The 23084-nt window shown below is 72.5% G+C and carries 22 protein-coding genes; 12 read left to right on the top strand and 10 right to left on the bottom strand.

Annotation, left to right across the window (positions count from 1 at the left end):
• The first annotated feature begins 653 nt into the window (after positions 1-653).
• From ACUY4T_RS03545 to ACUY4T_RS03535, 3 genes are read left to right on the top strand one after another with little or no spacing between them, the layout of a single operon-like run.
• The gene (locus ACUY4T_RS03545) at positions 654-1796 is read left to right on the top strand and encodes a 3-oxoacyl-[acyl-carrier-protein] synthase III C-terminal domain-containing protein (protein WP_446017527.1); all 1143 of its coding nucleotides are present in this window, start codon (positions 654-656) and stop codon (positions 1794-1796) included.
• Positions 1793-2497 (top strand): iron-containing redox enzyme family protein, encoded by a 705-nt coding sequence (locus tag ACUY4T_RS03540; protein WP_446017526.1) that lies wholly within the window; start codon positions 1793-1795, stop codon positions 2495-2497. The genes ACUY4T_RS03545 and ACUY4T_RS03540 overlap by 4 nt, the downstream gene beginning before the upstream one ends.
• A 10-nt stretch (positions 2498-2507) precedes the next feature.
• Positions 2508-3413 carry a DUF6999 family protein gene (locus ACUY4T_RS03535; protein WP_446017525.1) on the top strand — a complete coding sequence of 302 codons (906 nt, stop codon included), beginning with the start codon at positions 2508-2510 and terminating at the stop codon, positions 3411-3413.
• Between the two features lie 16 nt (positions 3414-3429).
• Here the strand turns inward: ACUY4T_RS03535 and ACUY4T_RS03530 are convergent, their stop codons facing one another.
• Together ACUY4T_RS03530 and ACUY4T_RS03525 are read right to left on the bottom strand one after the other, a co-directional pair.
• A complete protein-coding gene (locus ACUY4T_RS03530) occupies positions 3430-3837 on the bottom strand; it encodes a VOC family protein (protein ID WP_446017524.1) in 408 nt (135 codons plus the stop codon).
• Between the two features lie 9 nt (positions 3838-3846).
• Positions 3847-4449: a TetR/AcrR family transcriptional regulator gene (locus ACUY4T_RS03525; protein ID WP_446017523.1), complete on the bottom strand. Its 603-nt coding sequence runs from the start codon at positions 4447-4449 to the stop codon at positions 3847-3849.
• Between the two features lie 100 nt (positions 4450-4549).
• Between ACUY4T_RS03525 and ACUY4T_RS03520 the strand changes: the two genes are divergently transcribed.
• The 3 genes from ACUY4T_RS03520 to ACUY4T_RS03510 all read left to right on the top strand — a co-directional run bounded on the left by ACUY4T_RS03520 (position 4550) and on the right by ACUY4T_RS03510 (position 7454).
• Entirely contained in the window at positions 4550-5185 is a 636-nt protein-coding gene (locus tag ACUY4T_RS03520; protein WP_446017522.1) for an NADPH-dependent F420 reductase, read from the top strand.
• Positions 5178-6413 carry a low temperature requirement protein A gene (locus ACUY4T_RS03515; protein WP_446017521.1) on the top strand — a complete coding sequence of 412 codons (1236 nt, stop codon included), beginning with the start codon at positions 5178-5180 and terminating at the stop codon, positions 6411-6413. Before ACUY4T_RS03520 ends, ACUY4T_RS03515 begins: the two co-directional genes overlap by 8 nt.
• A 96-nt stretch (positions 6414-6509) precedes the next feature.
• Positions 6510-7454 carry a CPBP family intramembrane glutamic endopeptidase gene (locus ACUY4T_RS03510; protein WP_446017520.1) on the top strand — a complete coding sequence of 315 codons (945 nt, stop codon included), beginning with the start codon at positions 6510-6512 and terminating at the stop codon, positions 7452-7454.
• Between the two features lie 43 nt (positions 7455-7497).
• Here the strand turns inward: ACUY4T_RS03510 and ACUY4T_RS03505 are convergent, their stop codons facing one another.
• From ACUY4T_RS03505 to ACUY4T_RS03495, 3 genes are all read right to left on the bottom strand, one after another.
• Entirely contained in the window at positions 7498-8457 is a 960-nt protein-coding gene (locus tag ACUY4T_RS03505) for an ROK family protein (protein ID WP_446017519.1), read from the bottom strand.
• Between the two features lie 16 nt (positions 8458-8473).
• Positions 8474-8944: a hypothetical protein gene (locus tag ACUY4T_RS03500; RefSeq protein WP_446017518.1), complete on the bottom strand. Its 471-nt coding sequence runs from the start codon at positions 8942-8944 to the stop codon at positions 8474-8476.
• A gap of 127 nt (positions 8945-9071) precedes the next feature.
• Positions 9072-10823, bottom strand: a complete 1752-nt coding sequence (locus ACUY4T_RS03495) for an L-aspartate oxidase (protein ID WP_446017517.1) — start codon at positions 10821-10823, stop codon at positions 9072-9074.
• Between the two features lie 77 nt (positions 10824-10900).
• On the opposite strand from ACUY4T_RS03495, the gene ACUY4T_RS03490 reads away from it, so the two are divergent.
• Positions 10901-11836, top strand: a complete 936-nt coding sequence (locus ACUY4T_RS03490; protein WP_446017516.1) for a LysR family transcriptional regulator — start codon at positions 10901-10903, stop codon at positions 11834-11836.
• The gene (locus tag ACUY4T_RS03485) at positions 11836-12927 is read left to right on the top strand and encodes a glycerate kinase (RefSeq protein WP_446017515.1); all 1092 of its coding nucleotides are present in this window, start codon (positions 11836-11838) and stop codon (positions 12925-12927) included. The genes ACUY4T_RS03490 and ACUY4T_RS03485 overlap by 1 nt, the downstream gene beginning before the upstream one ends.
• 90 nt (positions 12928-13017) lie before the next feature.
• Here the strand turns inward: ACUY4T_RS03485 and ACUY4T_RS03480 are convergent, their stop codons facing one another.
• Positions 13018-14250 (bottom strand): hypothetical protein, encoded by a 1233-nt coding sequence (locus ACUY4T_RS03480; protein ID WP_446017514.1) that lies wholly within the window; start codon positions 14248-14250, stop codon positions 13018-13020.
• 142 nt (positions 14251-14392) lie between these two features.
• Here ACUY4T_RS03480 and ACUY4T_RS03475 point away from each other — a divergent pair, with 142 nt between their 5' ends.
• Both ACUY4T_RS03475 and ACUY4T_RS03470 read left to right on the top strand, forming a co-directional pair.
• On the top strand, positions 14393-15871 hold the full coding sequence (locus ACUY4T_RS03475; protein ID WP_446017513.1) for a sensor histidine kinase: 1479 nt from the start codon (positions 14393-14395) through the stop codon (positions 15869-15871).
• Positions 15865-16509, top strand: coding sequence for a response regulator (locus ACUY4T_RS03470; RefSeq protein WP_446017512.1), 645 nt, complete (start codon positions 15865-15867; stop codon positions 16507-16509). Before ACUY4T_RS03475 ends, ACUY4T_RS03470 begins: the two co-directional genes overlap by 7 nt.
• Before the next feature lie 50 nt (positions 16510-16559).
• Here the strand turns inward: ACUY4T_RS03470 and ACUY4T_RS03465 are convergent, their stop codons facing one another.
• Complete coding sequence (locus ACUY4T_RS03465; RefSeq protein WP_446017511.1) at positions 16560-18068, bottom strand: PxKF domain-containing protein; 1509 nt, start codon at positions 18066-18068, stop codon at positions 16560-16562.
• Between the two features lie 194 nt (positions 18069-18262).
• On the bottom strand, positions 18263-18589 hold the full coding sequence (locus ACUY4T_RS03460; RefSeq protein WP_446017510.1) for a YciI family protein: 327 nt from the start codon (positions 18587-18589) through the stop codon (positions 18263-18265).
• A gap of 267 nt (positions 18590-18856) precedes the next feature.
• On the opposite strand from ACUY4T_RS03460, the gene ACUY4T_RS03455 reads away from it, so the two are divergent.
• Positions 18857-19594, top strand: a complete 738-nt coding sequence (locus tag ACUY4T_RS03455; protein WP_446017509.1) for a Pr6Pr family membrane protein — start codon at positions 18857-18859, stop codon at positions 19592-19594.
• 75 nt (positions 19595-19669) lie between these two features.
• Here ACUY4T_RS03455 and ACUY4T_RS03450 read toward each other — a convergent pair whose 3' ends face one another.
• Positions 19670-21115, bottom strand: coding sequence for an APC family permease (locus ACUY4T_RS03450; protein WP_446017508.1), 1446 nt, complete (start codon positions 21113-21115; stop codon positions 19670-19672).
• Between the two features lie 177 nt (positions 21116-21292).
• On the opposite strand from ACUY4T_RS03450, the gene ACUY4T_RS03445 reads away from it, so the two are divergent.
• Complete coding sequence (locus ACUY4T_RS03445; protein ID WP_446017507.1) at positions 21293-22138, top strand: aldo/keto reductase; 846 nt, start codon at positions 21293-21295, stop codon at positions 22136-22138.
• Here ACUY4T_RS03445 and ACUY4T_RS03440 read toward each other — a convergent pair.
• On the bottom strand, positions 22135-23067 hold the full coding sequence (locus ACUY4T_RS03440; RefSeq protein ID WP_446017506.1) for a dihydrodipicolinate synthase family protein: 933 nt from the start codon (positions 23065-23067) through the stop codon (positions 22135-22137). The two genes, ACUY4T_RS03445 and ACUY4T_RS03440, sit on opposite strands and share 4 nt — an antisense overlap.
• Between the last annotated feature and the right edge of the window lie 17 nt (positions 23068-23084).

Genomic DNA, 23084 nt, shown 5'->3' with positions numbered 1-23084 from the left:
TCCCGACGGCGCCGCCGATCGCGATGCCGACGAAGTTGCCCGGATCGGCGTACAGGATCGCGAGGAACACGGCCACGACGACGGTGCCCGCCGCGACCAGCGAGGCGACGATGAGCGGCCACGTCAGCACCAGGCGGGCGACCCTCGGCGGCATCTCGGAAGCCGGGGTGCCGGCCTCGATCAGTTCGAGCCACCTCCGGATGGGTCGGCCCAGCCAGACGACCATCGCGATCGCGCCGCCGAGGACCAGTGCGCCGACGACCGCGAAGGTCACGATGCCGCCCGCCTGGAGCGAGCTCACCGCCGCGTCGTCGACCGGCACGGGATCGATGAGCGAGAAGTAGAGGAAGACGACCAGCGCGCCGAAGGCGGTCGCGCTCGAGATGAGGATCGCGACGCGGCGCGAGATCTCCCGTGACGACGGATGCGAGCTGCCCACCATGGCGCGTCCCTTCCGGCCGGCCTCGGGTCGGGGACCACCGGGCGGTCGCACCGAGCCGGTCGGGGGTCAGCGTAGTACGCCACCGCGTCGCGAGCCGGTCCCGCGCCCCGCGGTCCCGACGGTGTCGGCGGCTGGGGCCGAGCCGGAACGCGGCGGATACCCCGCGCACGGGTGCCACAGCCGTGACACCGCCGTGCCCTACTGTCATCCCATGGGCACGACGGCGTCTGCGTACCTCACCGGTTTCGGCCGGTACCTTCCGGGGGAGCCGGTCGACAACGACGGCATCGTGGCGCGGCTCGGGGGAGACGATCCGGTGACCTCGCGCATCCGCGGCATGATCCTCGAGCAGAACGGCATCCGGCAGCGGCACTACGCCCTCGGCGACGACGGCGAGCCGACCGAGCTCAACGAGGAGCTCGCGGTCAAGGCGCTCCGCGCCGCGCTCGACGACCGCGGCATCCGCCCCGACGACCTGCGGATGCTCGCGACCGCGACGACGATCGGCGACGTGCTCGTCCCCGGCTTCGCGTCGATGGTGCACGGCCGCCTCGGCGGCGGGCCCATGCAACTGCTCTCGGCGTCGGGCGTGTGCGCCTCGAGCCTGCAGGCCCTCGACGCGGCGGTCGGCAAGGTGAAGCTCGGCGAGCACCCGCGCGTCGCGGTCGTCGGCTCCGAGCTCGCGAGCCGCAGCCTCCGGCAGCGCCGGTTCGACGGCATCCGCGCGGGCATGGACTCCCACTTCCTCCGCTGGATGCTCTCCGACGGCGCGGGCGCCGTGGTCGTGGAGTTCCAGCCGCATCCCTCGCGGCCGTCGCTCCGCGTCGACTGGGTGCGCCACGTCTCCCTCGCCCACGAGCACGACGTCTGCATGCGCGCGGGCATGGACGGGCTCGAACCCGAGGTCGGGCGCACCTGGCAGGACGTCGGCATCGGCGACGCCGAGGCATCCGGCATGTTCGTGCTCCGGCAGGACGTCAGCGTGCTCGACGACCTCGCCGGAGCGGGGCTGCGCGAGTTCGAGCAGCTCGTCGACATCGGCCTCGTCGACGTGAGCCACCTCGACCACGTGGTCTGCCACTACAGCACGAACGCGTTCCGCGACCTCGCCTTCGACGGGCTCCGCAAGCGCATCCCGACGCTCGACACCGACCGCTGGTTCTCGAACCTCGAGACCTGCGGCAACACCGGCGCCGCGAGCATCTTCATCGCCCTCGAGGAGGCGTGGCGCACCGGGCGCTTCTCGCCCGGCGAGACGATCCTCCTCGCCGTCCCCGAATCGGGGCGGTTCTCGTTCGCCTTCGCACACCTCACCGTGGTCGCCCCACCCGAACCGCAAGGAGCCCCGACATGACGACCCGCACGACGACGGATGCCGCGACGGCCGCGCCGCAGGCCGACCCCGCCACGCTCTCCGAGCGCCTCGCCGACGTGTGGGCCGAGCTCGAGGAGCGGCTCGACCGGGTGCCGATCCTCCGTTCGCTCGCCGAGGGGACCGTGACCATCGACGACTACCGGCGCCTGCTCTTCAACCTGCGCCAGCAGGTCGTCGACGGGTCGCCGTGGATCAGTCGCGCGGCCTCCAACTTCGACATCGACCACTTCGCGCTGCGCGCGGCGGCGATCAAGCACGCCGAGGAGGAGCACCGCGACTACCTCATGCTCGAGCGCGACTACGTCGCCATCGGCGGGTCGCTCGACGAGCTCCGCGCCGGCCGCAAGAACCTCGGCTCCGAGGCGCTCTCGGGCTACATGTTCACCTACGCCGACCGGCCGAACCCGGTCGGGCTCCTCGGCGCGATGTTCATCATCGAAGGGCTCGGCGCGAAGCGGGCCGCGGGCTGGGCGGCGCGGTTCCAGGAGGTGCTCGGGCTCGCCGACAACCAGGTGCACTTCATGACGTACCACCAGGAGGCCGACGGGGCGCACACCGGCGACCTGCAGGCGATCCTCGACTCGGGGATCATCGACGACGCGGCCGCCGACGAGATCGTGCGCTGCGCCGAGGTGGTCGCGCGGCTCTACGCCCTGCAGCTCGAAGAGCTGGACCGCTGACGTGGCGAGGATGCCGAAGGCGCACATGCCGAAGGTGCCGGTGCCGAAGATGGCGGTGCCGCGGGTGCCCGAGTACGTCCGGTCCGACCCGAGCATGTGGCAGGCGGTCTACGCCGACCCGTCGGTGCCGCTCGACCGCGCGCTCGTGCGGCAGATCATCAACGACCAGCGCCGGCTGTCGCGTCGCTGGCTCTACCCGATCGCGCGCGTCGTCTCACGGGTGCTCGTCGCGCTCATCTCCATCGTCAAGCGCGTGCTGCCGTTCCGGTGGATGCCGCTGCACACCATGGACGTGCTCTGCGTGTGGTTCCTCCGCCGGTTCGTCTCGCCCGACGCGGTCGACCTGCTGATCCGGCACTTCGTCGTCGAGACGAACCTCGTGAACTTCATCATCCGGAACACGCCGGTCGACATGGAGCCCGTGACGCTCCGGCCCGAGAAGCTCTCCGGGCTCGGCGACCAGGCCGTCGTCGAACACGACGTCAACGTCTACGACGTGCTCATCGCGCTCGACGACGTGAAGCTCACGAGGCCCGAGACGCTCGACTTCTCGCAGCTCGACGTGCCGCCCCTCGACGCGGAGCGGGGTCGCCGCCGGCTGCTCCGCCTCGACATCCAGACCGCGCTCTGCTTCATGAACATCCCGTTCTCGATGGCGCTCACCGTCGAGGAGTACCGCCGCGCAGTGCACTCCATCCGCTTCGACGACTCGTTCCTCGAGATCCTCGCCCTCATCACCGACGACGACACGTTCCGCCACTGGAAGCTCGCGGGCATGAGCCTCTGGATGGACTCCAACGTCGACGTGCCGCGCATGGTCTACCGGCACGCGCTCGTGTGCGAGTACGCGCACGCCCGGCTCGTGAAGCTCGCCGGTGGCGCCTACCCGCGCGACACCGAGGCCGCGCTCGACTGAGTGCGGCGCCGGCGACTCAGGTCGCGACGGACTCCCGCGGCGGGTTGAACATGAACTCGAGGCGGATGCCGTCGGGGTCCTCGACGAACGACGCGTAGTAGCGGTCGTTGAACCGGGGGTAGGGCTTCGGGTCGCGGACCGCCGACCAGCCGGCATCCAGTGCGATCGCGTGCAGCCGGTCGACCTCGTCACGGGAGTCGACGGCGAAGGCGAGGTGCTGCCATCCGATGCGGCCGTGCCGGTGCGGACCCGATCCCGGCTCGCGGGCGGGGTACAGGACGAGTTCCTCGCGGTCGCGGATCCAGGAGACGCCGTCCTCGGCGTCGAGTCGCGTGCACCCGAGCGCGAGCATGATCGGGTCGAACCGGGCGGTCGAGCGCGGGACGTCCTCCACGCTGATGCCGATGTGGTCGAAGAGGGCCATCGGGCCAGCCTAGTGAGCGGGCCGGGCCGGCGGCCGGCCGCCGCACGAACGCCAGACCAGGCGCGCGGCGCGCTCCGCCCAGTCGTCCGGCGGTGTCGCCCCCGCCAGCGCCATCGCGTACCAGGAGCCCGTGAGGAAGGTGCCGGCGACGGCGAGGTCGGCGTCGGGATCCAGCGCGCGCTGCGCGACGGCCGCGTCGAGGATGGCGCGCAGCCGCGCTCGCCGCGGCGCGACGATGCGCTCGAGGTACTGGGCGCGGATGTCGGGGTCGACCGCGTCGCCGAGCATCAGGCCGGCGAGCGGCAGGGCCGCCGCCTCGCCGATGCAGTGCCGGAAGTGCTCGAGTTCGCCGACGAGGTCGGCGAACGGGTCGCCGGATTGCGCGGGCGGGTCGACCTCGGCGAGGTGCGCGACGGCGTCGACGACGAGCGCGGTCTTGTCGGGCCAGCGTCGGTAGACCGCGGGACGCGTCGTGCCGGCGGCCGCCGCGACCGATGCGATCGAGAACGCGGCGAAGCCCTTCGCCGCGAGTTCGGCGAGGGCGGCATCCAGGACGCCCGCATCGATGCTCGCGTCGCGCGGGCGACCGGGCAGCACGGCGGAGGAGTCCATGCCGCCATGATACGTGACATTCGTGTATTGAAATATGCCTCGCGCCGAGGTAGCGTGAGCGCAGGTTTCGATACACGTCGGTAACGGAAGGGGATTCGGCATGCGGATCGCGATCGTGGGTCACGGGCGCGTCGGCGGCGCACTGGCGACGCAGCTCGCGCGGCTCGGGGAGGAGGTGGTGATCGGACTCCCGCCGGGCCGGCCGGACACGACGGGTCCGCTGCTCCAGCGCGAGCCGCGCCTGACGACCGCTCCCATGGCCGAGGCGGTGACGGCGTCCGAGCTCGTGCTCGTCGCGCTCCCGTTCGGCGCGATCGACGGCGTCATCGCGCCGTTGGCGTCGCAGCTCGCGGGACGCGTCGTCGTCGACGCCACCAACCCGATCGGCCCCGGCCTCACGCACGGGCTGGCCTCGGAGCGGTCCGCGGCCGACGTCATCTCGGCGCTGGCGCCCGACGCGCACGTGGTGAAGGCGTTCAACATCTACGGGGCGGAGAACTACGGCGCCCCGCCCGAGCCGGTCGGCCCGGTGCGCCCGGCGATGCTCCTCGCGGGCGACGACTCGACCGCCAAGGCGACGGTGTCCGCGCTCCTCGACCGCATGGGATGGCAGCCGCTCGACGTCGGCCCGCGATCCCGGGCCGTGCACCTCGAGCACCTCACGCTGCTCTGGCTCGGCCTCGTCCGCGCCGGCGACCATCGAGCCGACCTCACGTGGGGGGCGCTCCATGGCTGATCGATCGAACCCCGACGGCGGCGGCGGCCGGAGGCGACCGATCGGGCGGGTCGGCACCTCCGACGACACCGCGCGGGTCACGACGTTCGAGCTCTTCTTCGACCTCGTCTACGTCTTCGCGTTCACGCAGGTCAGCCGCCTGATGGCCGAGACGCACTCGGCGGTCGGCGTCCTGCAGGCGCTCATCGTCCTCGGCCTGCTCTGGTGGACGTGGTGCGCGTACAGCTGGCTCGCCAACCAGGCGCCCGCCGACCAGGGGATCGTCCGGGTCGGCATGAGCGCGGCGATGATCGCGGTGTTCGTGATCGCGCTCGCGATCCCCGAGGCGTACGCCGACCTGCCCGGCGGATGGTCCGGTCCGCTCGTCCTCGTGATCGCGTACACGGTGGTCCGGCTCATCCACATGGGGCTGTACCTCGTGGCGGCGGGCGACGATCGCGCGCTCGCGGCGCAGGTGCTGCGCACGCAGGCGGTGGCGATGGCGCCCGCGGCGATCCTCCTGCTGGTCGGGGCGCTGGTCGGCGGGGCGGCGCAGACCTGGATCTGGCTCGCCGCGTTCCTCTGGGACGTCGCCCTCACCTACGCGAGTTCGCGCGGCGGCGGCGGATGGCGACTGTTCTCGCCCGGCCATTGGAGCGAGCGGTACGGCCTCATCGTCATCCTCGCCCTCGGCGAGTCGATCGTCGCGATCGGCGTCGGGGTGGCGCAGGAGCCCATCGACGGCGCGATCGTCCTCGGCGCCGCGCTCTCGGTCGCGCTGTCGATCCTGCTCTGGTCGGCGTACTTCACCCGGGTCGCGGTCGCGGGCGAGCACGAGCTCGAGCGTCGAACGGATGCCGCGCGCGTCGTCCTCGCGCGCGACGCCTACACCTACGCCCACTTCGTCATCGTCGCCGGCGTCGTCCTCGCCGCCCTCGGCGTGGAGGACGCGATGGCGCACGTCACCGATCCCGAGCCGTTCGGCTGGTTCGGCGCCGCCGCGCTCGGCGGCGGCCTCGCCGTCTACCTCCTCGGCACCGTGGTGTTCGCGCGCGTCGTCGGCATGGCGTGGCCGTGGCTCCGGATCGCGACCGCGCTCGTCGTGGCGGGCGCCATCCCACTGCTCGCGATCGTGACGCCGATGGCCGCGCTCGCCGTGGTGGTCGCCGTGGTCGCGGTCGGGCTCGCCCTCGAGGGAGTGCTGAGCGGAGGCGGCGACCGCCGGGCTCGGGGAGCGCAACGGCGCTGACCCCCGCCACGACCGGCGGGTTCACCCGATTCCGGGACCGGTCTGCCGTCGGTAGCTTCGGAGCCCGACCCCCGTCCGGGAACCGAGGAGCTCATCGTGACCACCGCCGTGCCGGCCCCCGCCCGCAGCCCGAAGGCGACGTCGATCTTCCTCGCGATCGTCTTCGCCGCGGTCGTGGCCCTGTGCGCGCCCGCGCTGCTGGGCCTCGCCGACGCCGACTACCTCGTGGTCGCGACGCCGTTCGCGCAGTGGCTTCCGGCGCTCGCGGTGATCCCCGCCCTGCGGCTCGCCGGGCGACGCGACGGGCTGCGCCGCGCGTGGCGCGCCCGGCCGTTCGGTGGCGCGCGGACGTGGGCGGCGATCGGGCTCGTCACGCTCGCGGTGCTGGCGGTGCCGGCGCTCCAGATCCTGATCGGCACGGCCGCAGGCGTCGTCGCGTGGGCGCCCGCGGCCGACGCGTCCGCGCTCGCCGCATGGGTGCTGCCGTTCGCGGTGCTCGCGCTGCTCTCCGCGTCGGGGGAGGAGTTCGGATGGCGCGGGTTCCTCTGGACCGAGGTGCGGAACCGGCGTGGGCCGTGGCTCACCGCACTGGCCGTCGGCCTCGTCTGGGCGGCATGGCACCTTCCGTTGCTCGTCGCGTATGCCGTGCAGGGCGACCTGCCGTGGCGGAACGCGATGGCCACGACGGTCGACCTCGTCGCGGCATCCCTCGTGCTCGGGATGGCGCGCGAGCGGTCGGGCAGCGCCTGGCCAGCGGCATGGGGCCACGCCCTGCTGAACTCGGCGATCGTGTTCGCCTCGTCGAACCTCGTCACGCCCGACGACACCCTGCCCGACCCGCAGTTCTGGGCGTACCGGGCGATCGGGTGGGCGGCATGGGTGCTCGGAGCCGCCGCGCTGTTCGCCACGGCGGGCCGCGGCCGGGACCATCGCGTCAGGCGCGCCGGGCGAGGATCATGTGCCGGTACGCCCGGGGCAGGATGTGGCGGTCGAAGAGCCATGAGATGCGGCGTCCCCGCCATAACGTGCGCCAGATCATGATCGTGGGCTTCGGGCGGTACCGGTGGTCGAACTCGCCGTACCGCTACCCGGATCGACCCCGGTGCGCGGCATCGAAGGCGAGCAGCGCCGCCCCGACGAGCGGGGCGTCGTCGCCGAGCTCGGCCGCCACGACGCGGACGGCCGCCGCGGCCGGCAGGATCGCCGCCTCGTGCGCAGCCCGCTCGACGAGGGAGAGGTAGTCGCCGGTCACGCGGGAGAAGCCGCCGCCGATCGCGACCGTGGTGACGTCGAGCAGGGAGGCGAAGGCGGCGACGGCGTGACCGACGGCCTCCGCCGACCGGCGCACGGCCTCGACCGCGACGGGGTGGCCCGCCCGGTGGTCGGCGGCCAGGGCGAGGCCGTCGGCGCCGCTCCAGCCGTGGGCGTTCGCCCAGCGCACCGTGGCGGGGCCGGATGCCACGGCCTCGAGCGTGGCCGCGGCCGGGTCGCCCGGCCCGGGTCCGCGCACCCAGGTCTGGCCCACGTGACCGGCGTTGCCGGTTTCGCCGCGCAGCACCCGGCCGTCGACGACGATCCCGCCGCCGACCCCGGTCGAGACGACCATCGCGATGCCGTTCCGCACCCCGCGGAGCGCGCCGAACCGCGCCTCGGCGAGGGTGATGCAGGTGCCGTCGAGCCCGACGCAGACCGGCGCGCCGGCGGCGAACCGCTCGACCGCGGGCACGAGCGGGAACTCGCGGATCCCCGGCATGTTGAGCGGAGACACGTGGGTGCCGTCGCCGCGCAGCGGGCCGGCCGTGCCGATGCCTGCGCCAAGGATGCGCAGGCCGGGCCCGGCGGCATCCGTCGCGCGCTCGCAGACCGACGCGATCGCCTCGGCGAAGGTCTGCGGCGTCTGGCCGGGGCCGGTCGGTGCCCGGTGCCGGCTGCCCGGTACGATCCGCCCGGTCGCGTCGATGAGCGCGGCGTCGACCTTGGTGCCGCCGATGTCGACGGCCAGGGCGAGCTCGCGCGCCGCCTCGTCGCTGACGACGTCGCCCACTCGGCCCTCCCTCGCCTCAGTCCCGGCGATCGGTGGTCGCCGGCACCACGGGGTTGATGGCGTGCAACGGCTGCAGCACCGATGAGAGCGACCGGTGCCCGAAGACCGGCACGCTTCGCCGTCCGGCCGAGCGGATCGTCACCATGGGCGACTGTCCCTTCGGCACCGACACGGCCGTGATGGATCGCGCAGGGAGCTCGCCCCGCGCGAGCGGTGCGCGCCAGTGCAGCGTCTCGCCGCGGAGCTCGAGGCGGTACGCCACACGGAAGATGAACCAGTACACGTTCCACGCCAGGATCGCCCACCATGCGACGACGAACGCGATCCCGAACGCGTCGCCACGTTCGGCGACGCGCCCGGAGACGATCGCGCCGCCCAGGACCAGGAAGCCGAGGACACCCACCGTGAAGGGGAGCGCCCAGCCGGGCGCATCCCATCGGTGGGGTGATCCGGCTTCGCCGGGCGCTCGGCCCACCTGCTCTGGCATCGGCTCGGATCCTTCCGATCGTGGGGGGACGGCGTCGTCCGCGCCGTCGCCTCGAACTCTATCGGCCGCACCGCGGCCGACTCGCCGCGCGCCCGGCCCTCCGGAACCCGGCCCGACTGGCGCCCGCCTACTCGAGGAGCTTGCCCGCGACCGACACCTCGCGGTCCATGAGCGCGGCGATCTCGTCGGGGATGGGTGGGATCTCCTCCCGCGTGACGCCGGTGGCCGGCGACCAGACGAGGTTGACCTGCAGCGCGGCATCCGTCTCGGGGAAGTCGGCGCGGTTGTGGCATCCGCGGGTCTCGCGCCGTTCGAGTGCGGCCTCGAGCGTCGCGCGCGCGGCGAGCGCCGCCGACTTCAGGTCGAACGCGTGCGCGAGGTCCTGGTAGCCGGCGAGGTCGGGGTGCACGCCGATGTTCCGCATGCGCTCCTCGATCGCGTCGAGCTCGGCGAGCCCGGCGAGCAGGCCCTGCTCGTCGCGCACGACGCCGGCGTGCTCGGTCATGGTGTTCCGGATGGCGCGCTGGAGGGCGCGCACGTTCTCCGCGCCGTCCGCCGCCAGCAGGTCGTCGATCTCGGCCCGTGCCGCCTGCACCGCGGTCGCCGACCGGCGCTGCGCGGCGAGCCCGCGGGAGTAGTCCGCCGCAGCCTGCCCGACGATGCGCCCGAACACGAGCAACTCGATGAGCGAGTTGCCGCCGAGTCGGTTGGCGCCGTGCAGCCCCGACGAGGCCTCGCCGATCGCGTAGAGCCCGGGCACGTCGGTGCCGTGGTCGTCGGGGCGCACCCACACGCCGCCCATCGAGTAGTGCGCGGTGGGGGCGATCTCGATCGGCTCGCGGGTGATGTCGCGCATCTGCAACTCGAGCATCGTCTGGTACACGCGGGGGAGGCGGGTCATGATCGTCTCGCGCGGCAGGTGCGAGACGTCGAGCCAGACGCCGCCGTTCGGGGTGCCGCGGCCTTCCTTGATCTCGGTGTACGCCGCGAGGGCGACGCGGTCGCGCGTCGAGAGCTCCATCCGCTCCGGGTCGTACTTCGCCATGAAGCGCTCGCCGAGGGCGTTGGTGAGGATGCCGCCCTCGCCTCGGGCCGCCTCGCTGATGAGGGTGCCGGCCGCGTTCTCGGGCTCGAGGATGCCGGAGGGGTGGAACTGCACGAGCTCGGGGTCGCGCACGCGGCCGCCCGCCTCGACGGCGAGGCGCCACGAGTCGCCCGTGTTCTCGTCGCGGCGTGACGACGTGCGACGCCAGATGCGGTTGTGGCCGCCGGCGGCGAGGATCACCGCATCGGCGTGGATGAGGTAGCGCGTGCCGTCCTCGAGGTCGAAGCCGTAGGCTCCGAACACCGCGCCGTCGTCGTTCACGAGGATGCGCGTGACGTAGACCGTGTCGAGGATGGGCACGTTCAACTGCGCGGCACGGTTCACGAGCGTGCGCTGGATCTCGAGGCCCGTGTAGTCGCCGGCGAACGCGGTGCGGCGGAAGGTGTGCGCGCCGAAGAATCGCTGCGAGATGCGGCCGTCCTCCTCGCGGGCGAAGGGCATGCCGTAGCGCTCCAGGTCCTGGATGCCGCGGGCCGCGCCCTTCGTCACGGTCTCGACCGTGCGCGGGTCGGCGAGGAGGTAGCTCTCCTTCAGGGTGTCGGCCGCGTGCTGCTGCCAGCTGTCGTCGGCGTCCATGGTGCCGAGGGCGGCGTTGATGCCGCCGGCGGCGAGGGAGGTGTGGGCGTCGGACTTCGCGCGCTTGCCGAGCGCGAGCACGTCGACGCCGGCCTCGGCGAGCTCGATGGCGGCGCGCAGGCCCGACCCGCCCGTGCCGATCACGAGGACGGTCGTGGAGATCTGCCGCTCGGGAGCGGGGGTGCCGTTGGTGGTCATGCGCTCCACGGTAGGTTCGACGCTCGAATGCGTCCAATGCATCTTGCGCGTATTCGCGATGCGCGTACGCTATCGATATGAACCTCGAGCAGCTCCGCTCGTTCGTCGAAGTCTCGCGCTTCGGCAACTTCACGCGCGCCGCCGAGGAGCTCTACCTCGCCCAGCCCTCGCTGAGCCGCCAGATCGCCGCGCTCGAGAAGGACCTCGGCGCCGAGCTCTTCCACCGCGCTCGCGGCGGCTCGACACTCACCGCCGCCGGGGAGTCCCTGCTTCCGCTGGCCAGGCGCATGCTCGCCGACGCCGAGTCGGTGCGCCGCGAACTCGCCGAGCTCGCGGGGCTCGAACGCGGCCGCGTGCGGCTCGGTGCGACCCCGACCCTCTGCATCAGCCTCGTTTCGGAGGTGCTGAGCGCGTTCCACGCCGAGCACCCGGCCATCGAGCTGCACCTCTCGGAACAGGGATCTCGCGGCCTGCTCGACCAACTCGCGGGCGGCGAGCTCGACCTCGCGCTCATCGTCACCTCCGAGGCCACCACCGCCGAACGGTTCAGCGTGACCCCGTTGCTCGTCGAGGAACTCGTCGTCGTGTCATCCGCCGCGCTGCCGCCGGTGACCGACGGAGCGACGATCCGGCTCGACGAGGTCGCCCGCCTGCCCCAGGTCGTGTTCAGCTCCACGTACGACCTGCGGGCGACGACGGATGCCGCGTTCCGGGCCGCGTCGCTCGAGCCGCGGGTCGTGCTCGAGGGGGCGGAGATGGACGCGGTGCTGCGATTCGCCGAGCGCGGGCTCGGGGTGGCGATCGTGCCCGCCCTGGTGCTCGTCGACCGCCCGGGCCTGCGATCGGTGCGGCTCGAGCAGACCGGACTCGAGCGCACGATCAGCCTGGCGCGGCCCGCGGACCTCGCCACGACCGCCGCGGTCGAGGTGATGGAACGCACCATCGCCGACACGGCCGTCGGCTTCGCGGCGCGTGCCGGACAGACCATGCGGCTCGCGCAGGACGCGGCGTGATGCGGGTTCTCATCGCGCCCGACTCGTTCAAGGGCAGCCTGCCCGCCGCCGATGCCGCGGCGGCGATCGCGAGCGGATGGCGCGGCGCCGCGCCATCCGACGACCTGCGGCTCATGCCGATGGCCGACGGGGGAGAGGGCACGGTCGCGGCGATCGCGACGACCCGCCCCGATGGTCGCCTGCGGACCGTGGACGTGCTCGGCCCGGGCGCCGACCGGGTGCGGGCGCACTGGCTCGAACTGCCCGACGGCACCGCGGTCGTCGAGCTCGCCGAGTCGAGCGGCCTGCCGCTGCTCGATCGGCCCGACCCGCTCGGCGCGCACACCCGCGGGCTCGGCGAGACGATCGCCGCCGCCCTCGACGCGGGCGCGCAGCGGATCGTGGTCGGCCTCGGGGGGTCGGCGAGCACCGACGGCGGCGCCGGCATGCTGGCCGCCCTCGGCGCGCGGTTCCTCGACGCGGCCGGCCGCGACCTGCCGCTCGGCGGCGGGGCGCTCGTCGACCTCGACCGCATCGAGCTCGACGACCTCCGCCCCGCGCCGGCGGGCGGCGTCACCTGCCTCAGCGACGTGACCTCGCCGCTGCTCGGGCCGGATGGCGCGGCCGCCGTCTTCGGTCCGCAGAAGGGTGCGGGCCCTGAGCAGGTGGGCGCGCTCGAAGCCGGCCTCCGGCGGCTCGCCGAGGTCGTCGGCGACCCGGGCGAGCAGCCCGGCGACGGCGCCGCGGGCGGCAGCGGCTACGGCCTCCGCGCCCTCTGGGGCGCCGAGCTGCACCCGGGTGCCGCGCGCACGGCCGAACTCGTGGGCGCCGACGACGAGATCCGCCGCGCGGACGTCGTGGTCACGGGCGAGGGGCGGCTCGACCCCACGTCGCTGCGCGGGAAGGTGGTCGGCCACCTCGTCGCACGCGCCCGGGATGCGGGCGTCCCCGTGGTCGTGATCGCGGGGCAGGCCGAACCCGGGGTGCTCGCGGGCGACCCCGGAGCGCACGTGCTCGCGCTCGCCGACTTCGCCGGCGGCGCCGACGCCGCCATCGCCGATCCGCGCCGGTGGCTCGAGGCCGCAGGGGCCGTCGCGTCAGGCCTGGACTGAGGACGGGCGGACATCGTCGGAGTGACGCCAAGGCATCGCGGAGCGGAGCGGACCGCGGATCAGGAGCGTTGGGAGCGGAGAAATGCCCGTTCAGGGCGTGAGGGTCGACTGCGCCTCATCCCCGCGGGTGCTCGAATGGGCACCGTGCCTGAGGGTGAGGACGATCGCCGTCACACCCAGGAACGCGGTCGCCGCCCAGAGCACCGGGCCCACGGGTTGCGTGAGGGCGGCCAGCAGCGGAACCCGCTCCGAGGACGACATCCCTCCGAACGCCGCGAGGATCATCGCCAACGACACGACGAAGACGGCGGCCAAGGCCCACATCGGCGCCCAATTCCACGGCGACGGCACGATCCGCGCGCGGGCGACCTCGATGCTCGCGATGACGGCCAGGGTCAGGCCGATCAGCGTGTCGATGCCGGCAAGCAGCTGAAGCTGCTCCTCGGTCAGGGCGCTCACCGGAAAGAGGCGCCAAGCCAAGGGGCCGGCGATGCTCCAGGCAGCGAGCAGTATCAGCGCCCAGGTGCCGAGCGGCTGACGCCGCGTGATGCTGCCGGCACCTCGGATGCCGTTCGCGAAGACGAGCAGGGCGACGCCGAACAGCACCGGGCCGACGACGATGACGCCGAGCGCGGGGAGCAGCGTCGCCGCGAGGAGGTCCGCTACGGCCGCGCCGACCAAGAGCCAACCGCCGAGGAGCCAGGCGCGACCAGGGTCGCCCGCCGGGCCGTCGACCTGCCGGCCCGAGCCCGTCGCGAGGTCGCCGTCGATCTTCAGCTCGGATCGCTGGACCCCTTCAGAGCCGTCGCCTGACGGCATGCCGTCCTCCTGCTGCCCGGCGGCGATGCCACCGGCCTCGGCGGTCGTCTCGCGTCGGGCCGTGTTCGAACTGGCGAGGGCGATCACGAGCTGCGCGATCCAAGCCGCGAACGCCACCAGAATCGCCCAGTTCAGTACGGCGAAGGATCCATTGAGCCGCAACCCCGTCCACGCGCTCAGTGCCGATTCCTGTTCGACATTCCCGAAGCCGCCGTCGGGTAACGCCAGCCCCACGATCAGGAGTGCCGCCCAGAGGACGAGAGATGAGGCGGCGTAGGCCGGTCCGACGCAACGCGTCGTCCGCGCTCGCTGGTCGTACCGCGTGATCAGTGGGGGCAGGAGGAGGATCAGCAAGGCGGGCAGACCGTAGATCCATCCGGCGAACATGAAGAACCCGGCGGACGAACCGACGAGCACCCGCCCGATGACGATGAAGACGATGAGGAGGATCGCGGCGATCCATTGCGCGGCGTACACGAACCGGCCCAACGCGGTGATCCGCATGATGTGAGTGTATCCGGGCGCATCGGACGGCTGAGCGATCCCGTTCCACCCAGAACGAGGGCCGAGTGCGACTCGAGCCTCAGTAGACTCGGCCCAACGATGCGGTGCGGACGCCGCGCGGACCAACCGGGGGGATGCGTTCGTGAGTGAGGATGTCGGCACGCCGACCTCGCGGTCCGGGTCGACGAGCCCGGTCCGGAAGGGCGCGAGAACGCCTCCGGGGGCGGCCCCGTGGCATCCGCGCTCGTGGTCGGCGCTGACGATCGCCACCTGGGCGTTCTGCATCATCGTCACCGCCACGCTGCTCTGGAGTCCCGTCGTCGTCTTCGGGTTCCCCAACCGGTCGCTGCACCTCGTGCTCGACTCGGTCGACACCTGCGTGGCCTTGTTCGTGGCGTACCTGCTGCACAACCGCTTCCTCCGGCGGCACCGGCTGCAGGACTGGCTCCTGTGCGAGGGCCTCATCCTCCTCGGCCTGGCCGGCTTGGTCGTCACCTACCTCACCGAGGACGTGCTCGGCGTCCGCGACGGGCGGTTGAACATCTGGCTCCCGTTCACCGTGCGGGTGGTGGGGGCGCTCGTGGTGCTCGCCGCCGCGCTCGCGGGCGATCGTCGCGCGACCACGTCGCTGCGCCACTGGTCGCTGACCGCTCCGATCGCGTTCATCGCCATCGCCGGCTGGGTGCTGTGGGCGGCGGAGGAGCGGGGGCTGCCGACCGCCCTCGAGGAGGACCTGTCGGGCGACCCCGCGGTCGCGCCCGTCCTCGCCGGGCATCCGGCGCTGCTCGTCGGGCAGGCCGTCGGTGCGCTCGCGTTCCTGGTCGCGTCGGTCATCGTGGCGCGGCAGGCCGCGCGGCGGCACGACGAACTGCTCCGCTGGCTCGCCCCCGCCTGCACGCTCGCGGGATTCGCGCGCCTCAACTACCTGCTGTACCCGTCGCTGTACACCGACTGGCTCTACACGGGCGACCTACTTCGCACGGCCTGCTACGTGCTCCTCCTCGTCGGCGCGCTCCGCGAGCTGCAGCTCTACTGGAGCGCGCAAACCGAGGCCGCCGTCGTCGAGGACCGCCGCCGTCTCGCGCGCGAGCTGCATGATGGGGTCATGCAGGAACTCGCCTACATCCGCGCCGAGTCGTCGACCCTGCCGGCCGAGGTCGAGGCGAAGCGGCAGATCTCGGATGCCGCGGCGCGGGCGCTCGACGAGGCCCGCGCGGCGGTGAACGCGCTGGGCAGCGTCGACGACGAGCCGCTCGGCTACGTGCTGCACCGCGCCGCGCGCGAACTCGCGGGACGCTACGACGTACACCTCGAGGTCGACGTCGACGACTCGATCGGCGCCGATCGCGACCAGCGCCACGCCCTCGTGCGCATCATGCGCGAGGCGGTGGTCAACGCCGTGCGGCACGGGCGAGCCCGGATCGTGCGGGTGCACCTCGGCGATGCCGACGGCGAGCGCCGGCTCACCGTCCACGACGACGGGGTCGGGTTCGACGTCCCCCCGGGCGGCGGAGGAGGGTACGGGCTGGTCAGCATGCGCGACCGGGCGGCGGGGCTGCCCGGCACGCTGCGCATCGAGTCCGCACCCGGTGAGGGAACGACGGTGACGGTGTCGTGGTAGCCGAGTCGATCACGACAGCGCTCGCCGACGACCATGCGGCGATGCGCTCCATCGTGCGCCGCGGGCTCGAGGCGGGCGGATGCCGCGTGGTGGGGGAGGCGGCGACGGCCGACGAGGCCGTGGAGCTCGTGGTCCGCGAGCGTCCCGACGTCGCGCTCCTCGACATCCACATGCCGGGCAACGGCATCCGCGCGGCCGACGAGATCAGCCGGGTCGCCCCCTCCACCGCGATCGTGATGCTCACCGCGTCGCGCGAGGACGACGACCTGTTCGACTCGTTGCGCGCGGGGGCGGCCGGGTACCTGCTCAAGGACGCGCCGCCGCAGTCGCTCGCGGACACCCTGCGGGGCGTGCTGGCCGGTGAGGCGGCGATGCCACCGACACTCGTCGCCCGGATCCTCGACGAGTTCCGGGGCCCCGCGCGTCGCCGGTTCGGCCGCGGTTCGGCCGCGGCGGCGAAGCTGAGCACGCGCGAATGGGAGGTCATGGACCTGCTGCGGCAGGGGCTCGGGACGGACGAGGTCGCCGCGCGGCTCTTCCTGTCGCCGACGACGGTGCGCGTCCACGTGTCATCCGTGCTGCGGAAGCTCTCGGTGCGCGACCGGGAGAGCGCCTTCCGCCTGCTCGAAGACGGGTGAGGGGCCCCGGGCCGAGGTCCGGGGCCCCTCGAGGGGGATGTCGCGGCGCGCTACTTCAGCAGGAAGTTCGCGCTGATGCTCGACCCGTCATCGGTCGTCATCGTGACGCGGTAGCAGGCGCCGGGCTTCTTCGGGGTCTGCCAGTTCTGGATGAACTGGCCGCCCGTGGTGTCGTAGCGCAGTGCGGTGCCACCGGTGGTAGTGAACTCGATCGCGTCCAACGCCGCGTTCGCGCCCGGGCAGGCGACCGGCGTGGCGGTGAAGCGGTCGATCGCCGCGGTGTCGGTCAGCTCGGTCGCGCCGGCGAACACCCGGAACTTCAGTGGCACGGTGCTGCCGCCCTTCACGGTGTTCCACGTGCCGCCCATGTCGACCGGGCTGAAGAAGCCGCTGAGGCTCCACGCGAGCACCGTGTACGACAGCGTCGCCGTGGACTCGTTGCCGGCGTTGTCGGTCGCCGTCGCGGTCAGCGTGTGCGAGCCGACCGCGGTGCTGTACCCCGACACCTCACACGGGGAGGCGAGACCGGACGTCGCGTCGGAGGCGTCGCAGCCGGGGGCGGCGGGCACCTGGCCGAAGTAGTACGACGAGCCGAACGAGCCCGCGAACCCGACCGTCGGAGCCGTCTGGTCGATCTTCAGGCCGGTGACCGTGGCACTGGCGGTGTTGCCGGCCCAGTCGACGGCGGTGCCGACGACGGGCGGGTTCTGGCCGTCGCCGTCCGTGCTCACGGTGGTGTCGGGGCCGCACGACTCGATGCCCGAACCGGTGCCGTCGTCGCAGGTGAAGTCCACGTAGACCGGGGTCACGTACCATCCGTTGTCGCCGTTCGGCGTGGCGGGGTCGAGCACGTAGTCGATCGTCGGGTCGCCCGTATCGACGACGGTGTACTCGACGGCGGCCGTGTCGGCGGCGAGCCCGCCCTGATCGGTGTAGTCGCAGGTGGCGGTCTGCGTGCCGATATTGTGCACCAGCGTGTCGGAGAGGACGGCCGGGAAGGAGCTCGGGCCGTCCTCCGCGTCGGTGACCGAACACGTAGCGACCGGCACCGAGCCGATCTCGTAGCTCTGCGCCGAGACGCCCTGCACCGTGACGGTCGGCTTCGTGTTGGTCGGCTGGGGCTGGGTCACCGTGATCGGGATGGACACCTGATTGGTGTAGAGCCCGCCGCCGGCGGGTCCCGAGATGATCGTCGCGGTCGCGTTGCCGCTCTCCGCGTTCAGCGCGGCGGAGAACGTGACGTTGAAGTAGACGCCGCAGGCGGTGATCTCGAGGGGATCGGGGTTCGCCGTGATGCCCGCGGGGGTGACGATGTCGAGCTTGAGGGGCGCTTCCCCGGCGTCGATGTTGCATCCGGCGTCGGGGTCTCCTCCGGAGCTGTTCCCGATCAGGCGGATGCCGGCGCTCTGCGTCGTCGCGCTGCCGGCGACGAGCGAAAGCGGGGCATCCGACGCCTCGATCGAGTCCTGGATGTTGTCGGCGTGGGCCGCGAGGCTGCTGCCGAAGACGGCGGCGATCGTGAGGAGGGCGCCCGCGGTGGTCATACCGGCGCGCTTCATGGTTCGTTTCATGGAAGTGGTTCTGCTCTCTGAGTCCATCGGCGAGCCCCATGCCGAGCCGGCCGTCCATTCGACGGTATGGACCTCCGCACGCCCTCGGAACGGGTCGCGCGTTCAAATCCCTGAACATCGACCCGAACGGGGGGTATCGGCCGGGCGGCGGGCGCGCCGTCCGGTTGCCACCTCCTCCGCGGCTACATGCCCGGCAGTTCGAGCGCTTCGAGCACCTCGATCGTGCCGACCTTGAGGTGCGGGTGGCCCTCCATGAGCGCCGCCGCCGCGTCGGCGTCCGCGGCGTCGACGAGCGAGTAGCCGGCGACATCCGACGACGAGGGCCCGGTGCCGGATGCGCCCACGGCCCTGCCGTTGCCGAGGGGAGTGCCGAAGTCGACGAGGGCGTCGCCGACCCTGCCGCCCCATGCCATCCACTCCTGCATCTCCGCCTGGCCCTCCTCGGCGGACTGCTCCATCTGCGCTTCGGCGCTCACGTCGGCCCGGTACAGCACGAGGTACTTCGGCATCTGCCCTTCCCCTTCGTCGGGAGCGAGCGCGCGGCGTCCGACGGGCCACGACGATCGCTCGGTGCGAACGGTACTCCCGGGTCGGTGAAGCCGCAGCATCCGCGTGGCCGTCGTAGGCGATCCGGGCGTGGTTTGGCGCTTCCGTCAACAGCGGTCGCCGATTTGTTGAGGTTTCTTCACCCTTCAGCCAATCTTCGAGCGGCCGCGGTCGGTTCGGCGCTACAACCTCCTCAGCCCGATCGAATCGCAGTGGAACTGGGGGGTCTCATGCGTTGGGTTTGGTTCAGGATCGCCGCCGCGATCGTCGCAGCATCCGGTGTCGTCGCCGGCCTGCTGGTGAACATCGATCGCGCGCTGCGCGACGGCCAGGATCTCGGGCTCGTGCTGGCGAACTACTTCAGCATGTTCACGATCGTCTCGTCGATCCTCAGCATCGTCGTCCTCACCGTCGCGGCGCGATGGGTGCGGCGTCATCCGGGCCGCTCGCCCGAGCCGGTCGGGATCGCCATGGCGCTCGCCGCCGTCACCGGTCCGGTGATCATGCTCGGGGTCGTCTTCAACGTCCTGCTGCGCGGCGACCCGCCGGCGATCGCGGCGACCGACCCGCTCTGGGTCGCGAACCTCGACACGTGGGCGACCGAGTCGCTGCACGTCGTGCTGCCCGCGTACTTCGTGGTCGACCTGCTGTTCGCGACCCGGCGCCGGGGACTGCCGTGGTGGTCGTTGGGTGTCATCGTGGGCTATCCGCTGGTCTGGACGACGTACACGATGATCCGCGGCGAGCTCGTGCCGAACCCCGACGGGAGCGCGACCTGGTGGTACCCGTACGGCTTCCTCGACCCGCACATCGCCGGATACGGATCGTCCTTCGCCTACATCGGCGGCATCCTGTTCGCGTTCCTGCTGCTCGGGGTGGCCATCATCGGCATCGGGCGGTACCGCGAACGCCACGCACGGGCTCGCGGCACGTCGCCCCGACCGCGCATCGGCGCCATCCCGGCGTGAGCCTCGGGAGCTCGAGGCGACCGCACGCACGACGGCGCCGCCCGGCATCAGACCGGGCGGCGCCGTCGGGCAGTGCTACTCGCCGGCCGCGAGGCGCGTGCGGTCCTCCTCGAGGAGCGCGTCGGCGCCCTCGTCGCCCTCGGCGATGACCTCGTCCTCCTGCAGCGACATCCGCAGGCCGCGACGGAACAGGCGGGTCATCACCAGCAGGGCGACGAACCCGACCGCGAGCCAGATGAGGCCGTAGGTCATCGCCTCGCTGCTCACGTTGAGCCACAGCACCACCGTGAGCACGACGCCGATGAGGGGCAGCACGACGTTGCGCACGACCTGCCAGGCGGTCTTCACCTCGCGGCGGCGCACGGCGAAGTGCAGGATCACCGCGAGGTTCACCACCGTGAACGCGATGAGCGCGCCGAAGTTGATCAGCGAGAAGACGAAGTCGAGGTCGGCGACCGCCGCGCCGAGCGACACGACGCCGACGAGCACGACCGCGACGGCCGGGGTGCGGAACCGCGGGTGCACGTACGAGAGGCGGCGCGCGATGGGCCCGTCGCTGTTGCGGCCCATCACGTAGATCATGCGCGAGACGCTCGCGTGCGAGGAGAGGCTCGACGCGGCCGCCGCGGCGATGGCCGCCGAGACGAAGAAGATCTGGAAGAGCATGCCGCCGACCGAGTAGGCGATCTCGGGCAGCGCCGTGCCCTCGGTGAAGCCCTCCGTCACGGGGAAGAGCGACTGGGCGAACCATCCGGCGGTGAAGAAGATCACGCCGCCGATGAGCAGCGACAGCACGATCGCCTTCGGCACCGTGTTCTTGTCCTTCGCCTCCTCGGTGTACATCGTGATGGCGTCGAAGCCGATGAACGAGAAGCACACGATCGTGGCCGCGCTGATGACCGTCGCGATCTGCACGTTGGCGTGGTACAGCGGCTCGATGCTGAACGCGGTGCCGTTGCCGGCGCCCTGCTGGAGCGCGCCGAACGCGAGGAGCACGAAGATCGCCATCAGGACGACCTGGAACACGACGAGCGTGCCGTTGACGCGCGACGTCGACGAGATGCTCCAGAGGTTGAGCAGGGTGATGAGGGCGACGTAGCCGACGACCCAGATCCAGCCGGGCACCTCGGGGAAGAACGACTCGAGGTACTGGCGCACGAGCAGCGCGTTCACGAGCGGCAGCAGCAGGTAGTCCAGCAGCGCCGTCCAGCCGACGAGGAAGCCGGCGTTCGGGTGGATCGTCTCGGACGCGTAGGTGTATGCCGACCCGGCGGACGGGTAGACCCGCGTCATCCGGCCGTAGCTGATCGCGGTGAACAGCATCACCACGAGGGCGAACAGGTAGGCCAGCGGCACGACGCCGCCGCTCTCCTCGGAGACGTAGCCGAAGGTGTCGAACACCGTCATCGGGGTCATGTAGCCGAGGCCGAGGCCCACGATGGCCCAGAGGCCGAGGGAGCGCCGGAGCTTGGTGGGATGGGCCGAGGCGCGAGCCGCCGCGGGAGCCGTCGAAGTGGTCATGGTGGATCCTGTTCGTCGCCGTTGTCGAGCGCGCCGACACTACTTCAGCCGCATCAGCCGACCCGGTGCCACGGTGTCCAGTCGCGAGCGGATGACACGCCACGATGTCGAAGCGGCGGTGCCGTCATCCACTACCGTGAACGGTGTCAACGTCCCTCCGACCGCGGGAGGTCCGCCGTGACCCGCTTCACGCTCCCCGAGCGCGGCGTCGTGCTCGGAGTGGCCTCGCTCGTGCTCAAGGAGGACGCCACGATCGACGGCGCGCTCGCCGTCGTCCGGGCCGCCGTGGAGGGCGGCGTGGTCGCGATCGACACGGCGCGCGCCTACGCCACCGTCGACGACGACGCCGCGGGCGAACGCATCGCGCAGACGGCGCGCGCCCTGTCGCCCGGCCTCCCGATCATCACCAAGGCCGGCCAGTTCCGGCTCGGCCGCGCCGCCTGGGACGTCGACGGCAGCCCCGAGCGCATCCGCGCCGACGCCATCCGCAGCCGCGAGGTGCTCGGTGCGCCGCCGTCGCTGCTGCTCCTGCACCGCGCCGACCGCGTCGACGACCTCGACGCATCGGTGCGCGAGCTCGCGGCGCTGCGCGACGACGGGATCGTCGAGGCCATCGGGCTGTCGAACGCCACCGTCGAGATGCTCGAGGCCGCCCGCGCGATCACGACGCTCGACGCCGTCGAGAACCGCTTCGCGTTCGGCCTCGACCGGGCCGCCGAGTACCGCCACTGCGTCGACGCGGGCATCCCGTTCCTCGCGTACGCGCCGTTCGGGGGCCTCCGCTCGGGCCCGCTCGCGACGCACATCCCGCGCGTGGCCTCCCTCGCGATGCGACGCGGCGTCTCGGTGCACCGTGCCGCGCTCGCCGCGATGTTCGACGCGATGCCCGGCGCCTGGCCCGTCGTCGGCTCCACGCGGGCGGAGTCGGTGCTCGACTCGATCGCGGCCGCCGACCTCGTCGTCGACGACGAGCTGCGGCGGGCCTTCGCCGACGACCTGCGGGCACGCAGCGTCGGGCTCTAGCCCGCGTCGATCCCGACCTGTTCCATCACCGAGACCACGGCGGCGCGGTCGTCGTCGTCGAGCCCGCGGATGGGCAGCGGCAGGCAGGAGGGGCCGACGAGGCCGAGGTGCTCCGCGATCGCGGCGGCCACGCGCACGCTGCCGTGCCGTGCGAACAGCGCCCACAGCGGCGCGAGCGCGTCGGAGGCATCGCGTGCGCCGGCGGCATCCGATGCCTGGACGGCCCGCATGATCGCGAGCGCGGTCTCGGGCAGCACGCCCGCGATGACCGAGTACCAGGCATCGCAGCCCGCGACGAGGCCCCTCGCGGCGAAGATGTCGCCGGAGATGCCGATCGTGACGTGGTCGGGCAGCAGCGAGCGGATGGTGGAGACCCGCGCCGAGACGGCGCCGGGGCCGCCCGGAACGGGCGGGATCTTCATCGACGCCACGTTCGGCAGCGCCGCGACACGGCCGTAGAGCTCGTCGTCGAAGACGAAGTGCGTCGTGCCCGGGTTGTCGTAGACGATGAGCGGAACCGACAGGTCGCGGGTGACGTCCTCGTAGAGGCCGAACACGTCGTCGGCGGTGAGCGCCTGGTACTGGAGCGGGGCGAGCAGGAGGCCCGCGGCGCCCGCCTCCTGCGCGTCCTCCGCGAGCGCCTGCACGTGGCTGGTGCGCAGTGCGCCGATGCCCACGAACACGGGCACGTCGCCCGCGTGCTCGATCGCGAGGCGCGCCGCCCGCGCGCGCTCCTCACGGGAGAGGTACGGCGCCGATCCGGCCGAGCCGAGCGCGGTGATCGAGTCGACCCCCGACGCGGCGAGCCGGGCGACGAGGCTGGCGAACGCCGCTTCGTCGATCGCATCGTCGCGGAGGGGGGTGAGGGGGAAGGCACTGAGGCCGGTGAACCGGGACCGCACCGCGTCGTCGGGGAGGGAATGCTCCATCGCGTCATTCTGCCGTA

The sequence above is a fragment of the Agromyces arachidis genome (assembly GCF_052805135.1).
This window is presented reverse-complemented; position numbering and strand designations above follow the sequence as displayed.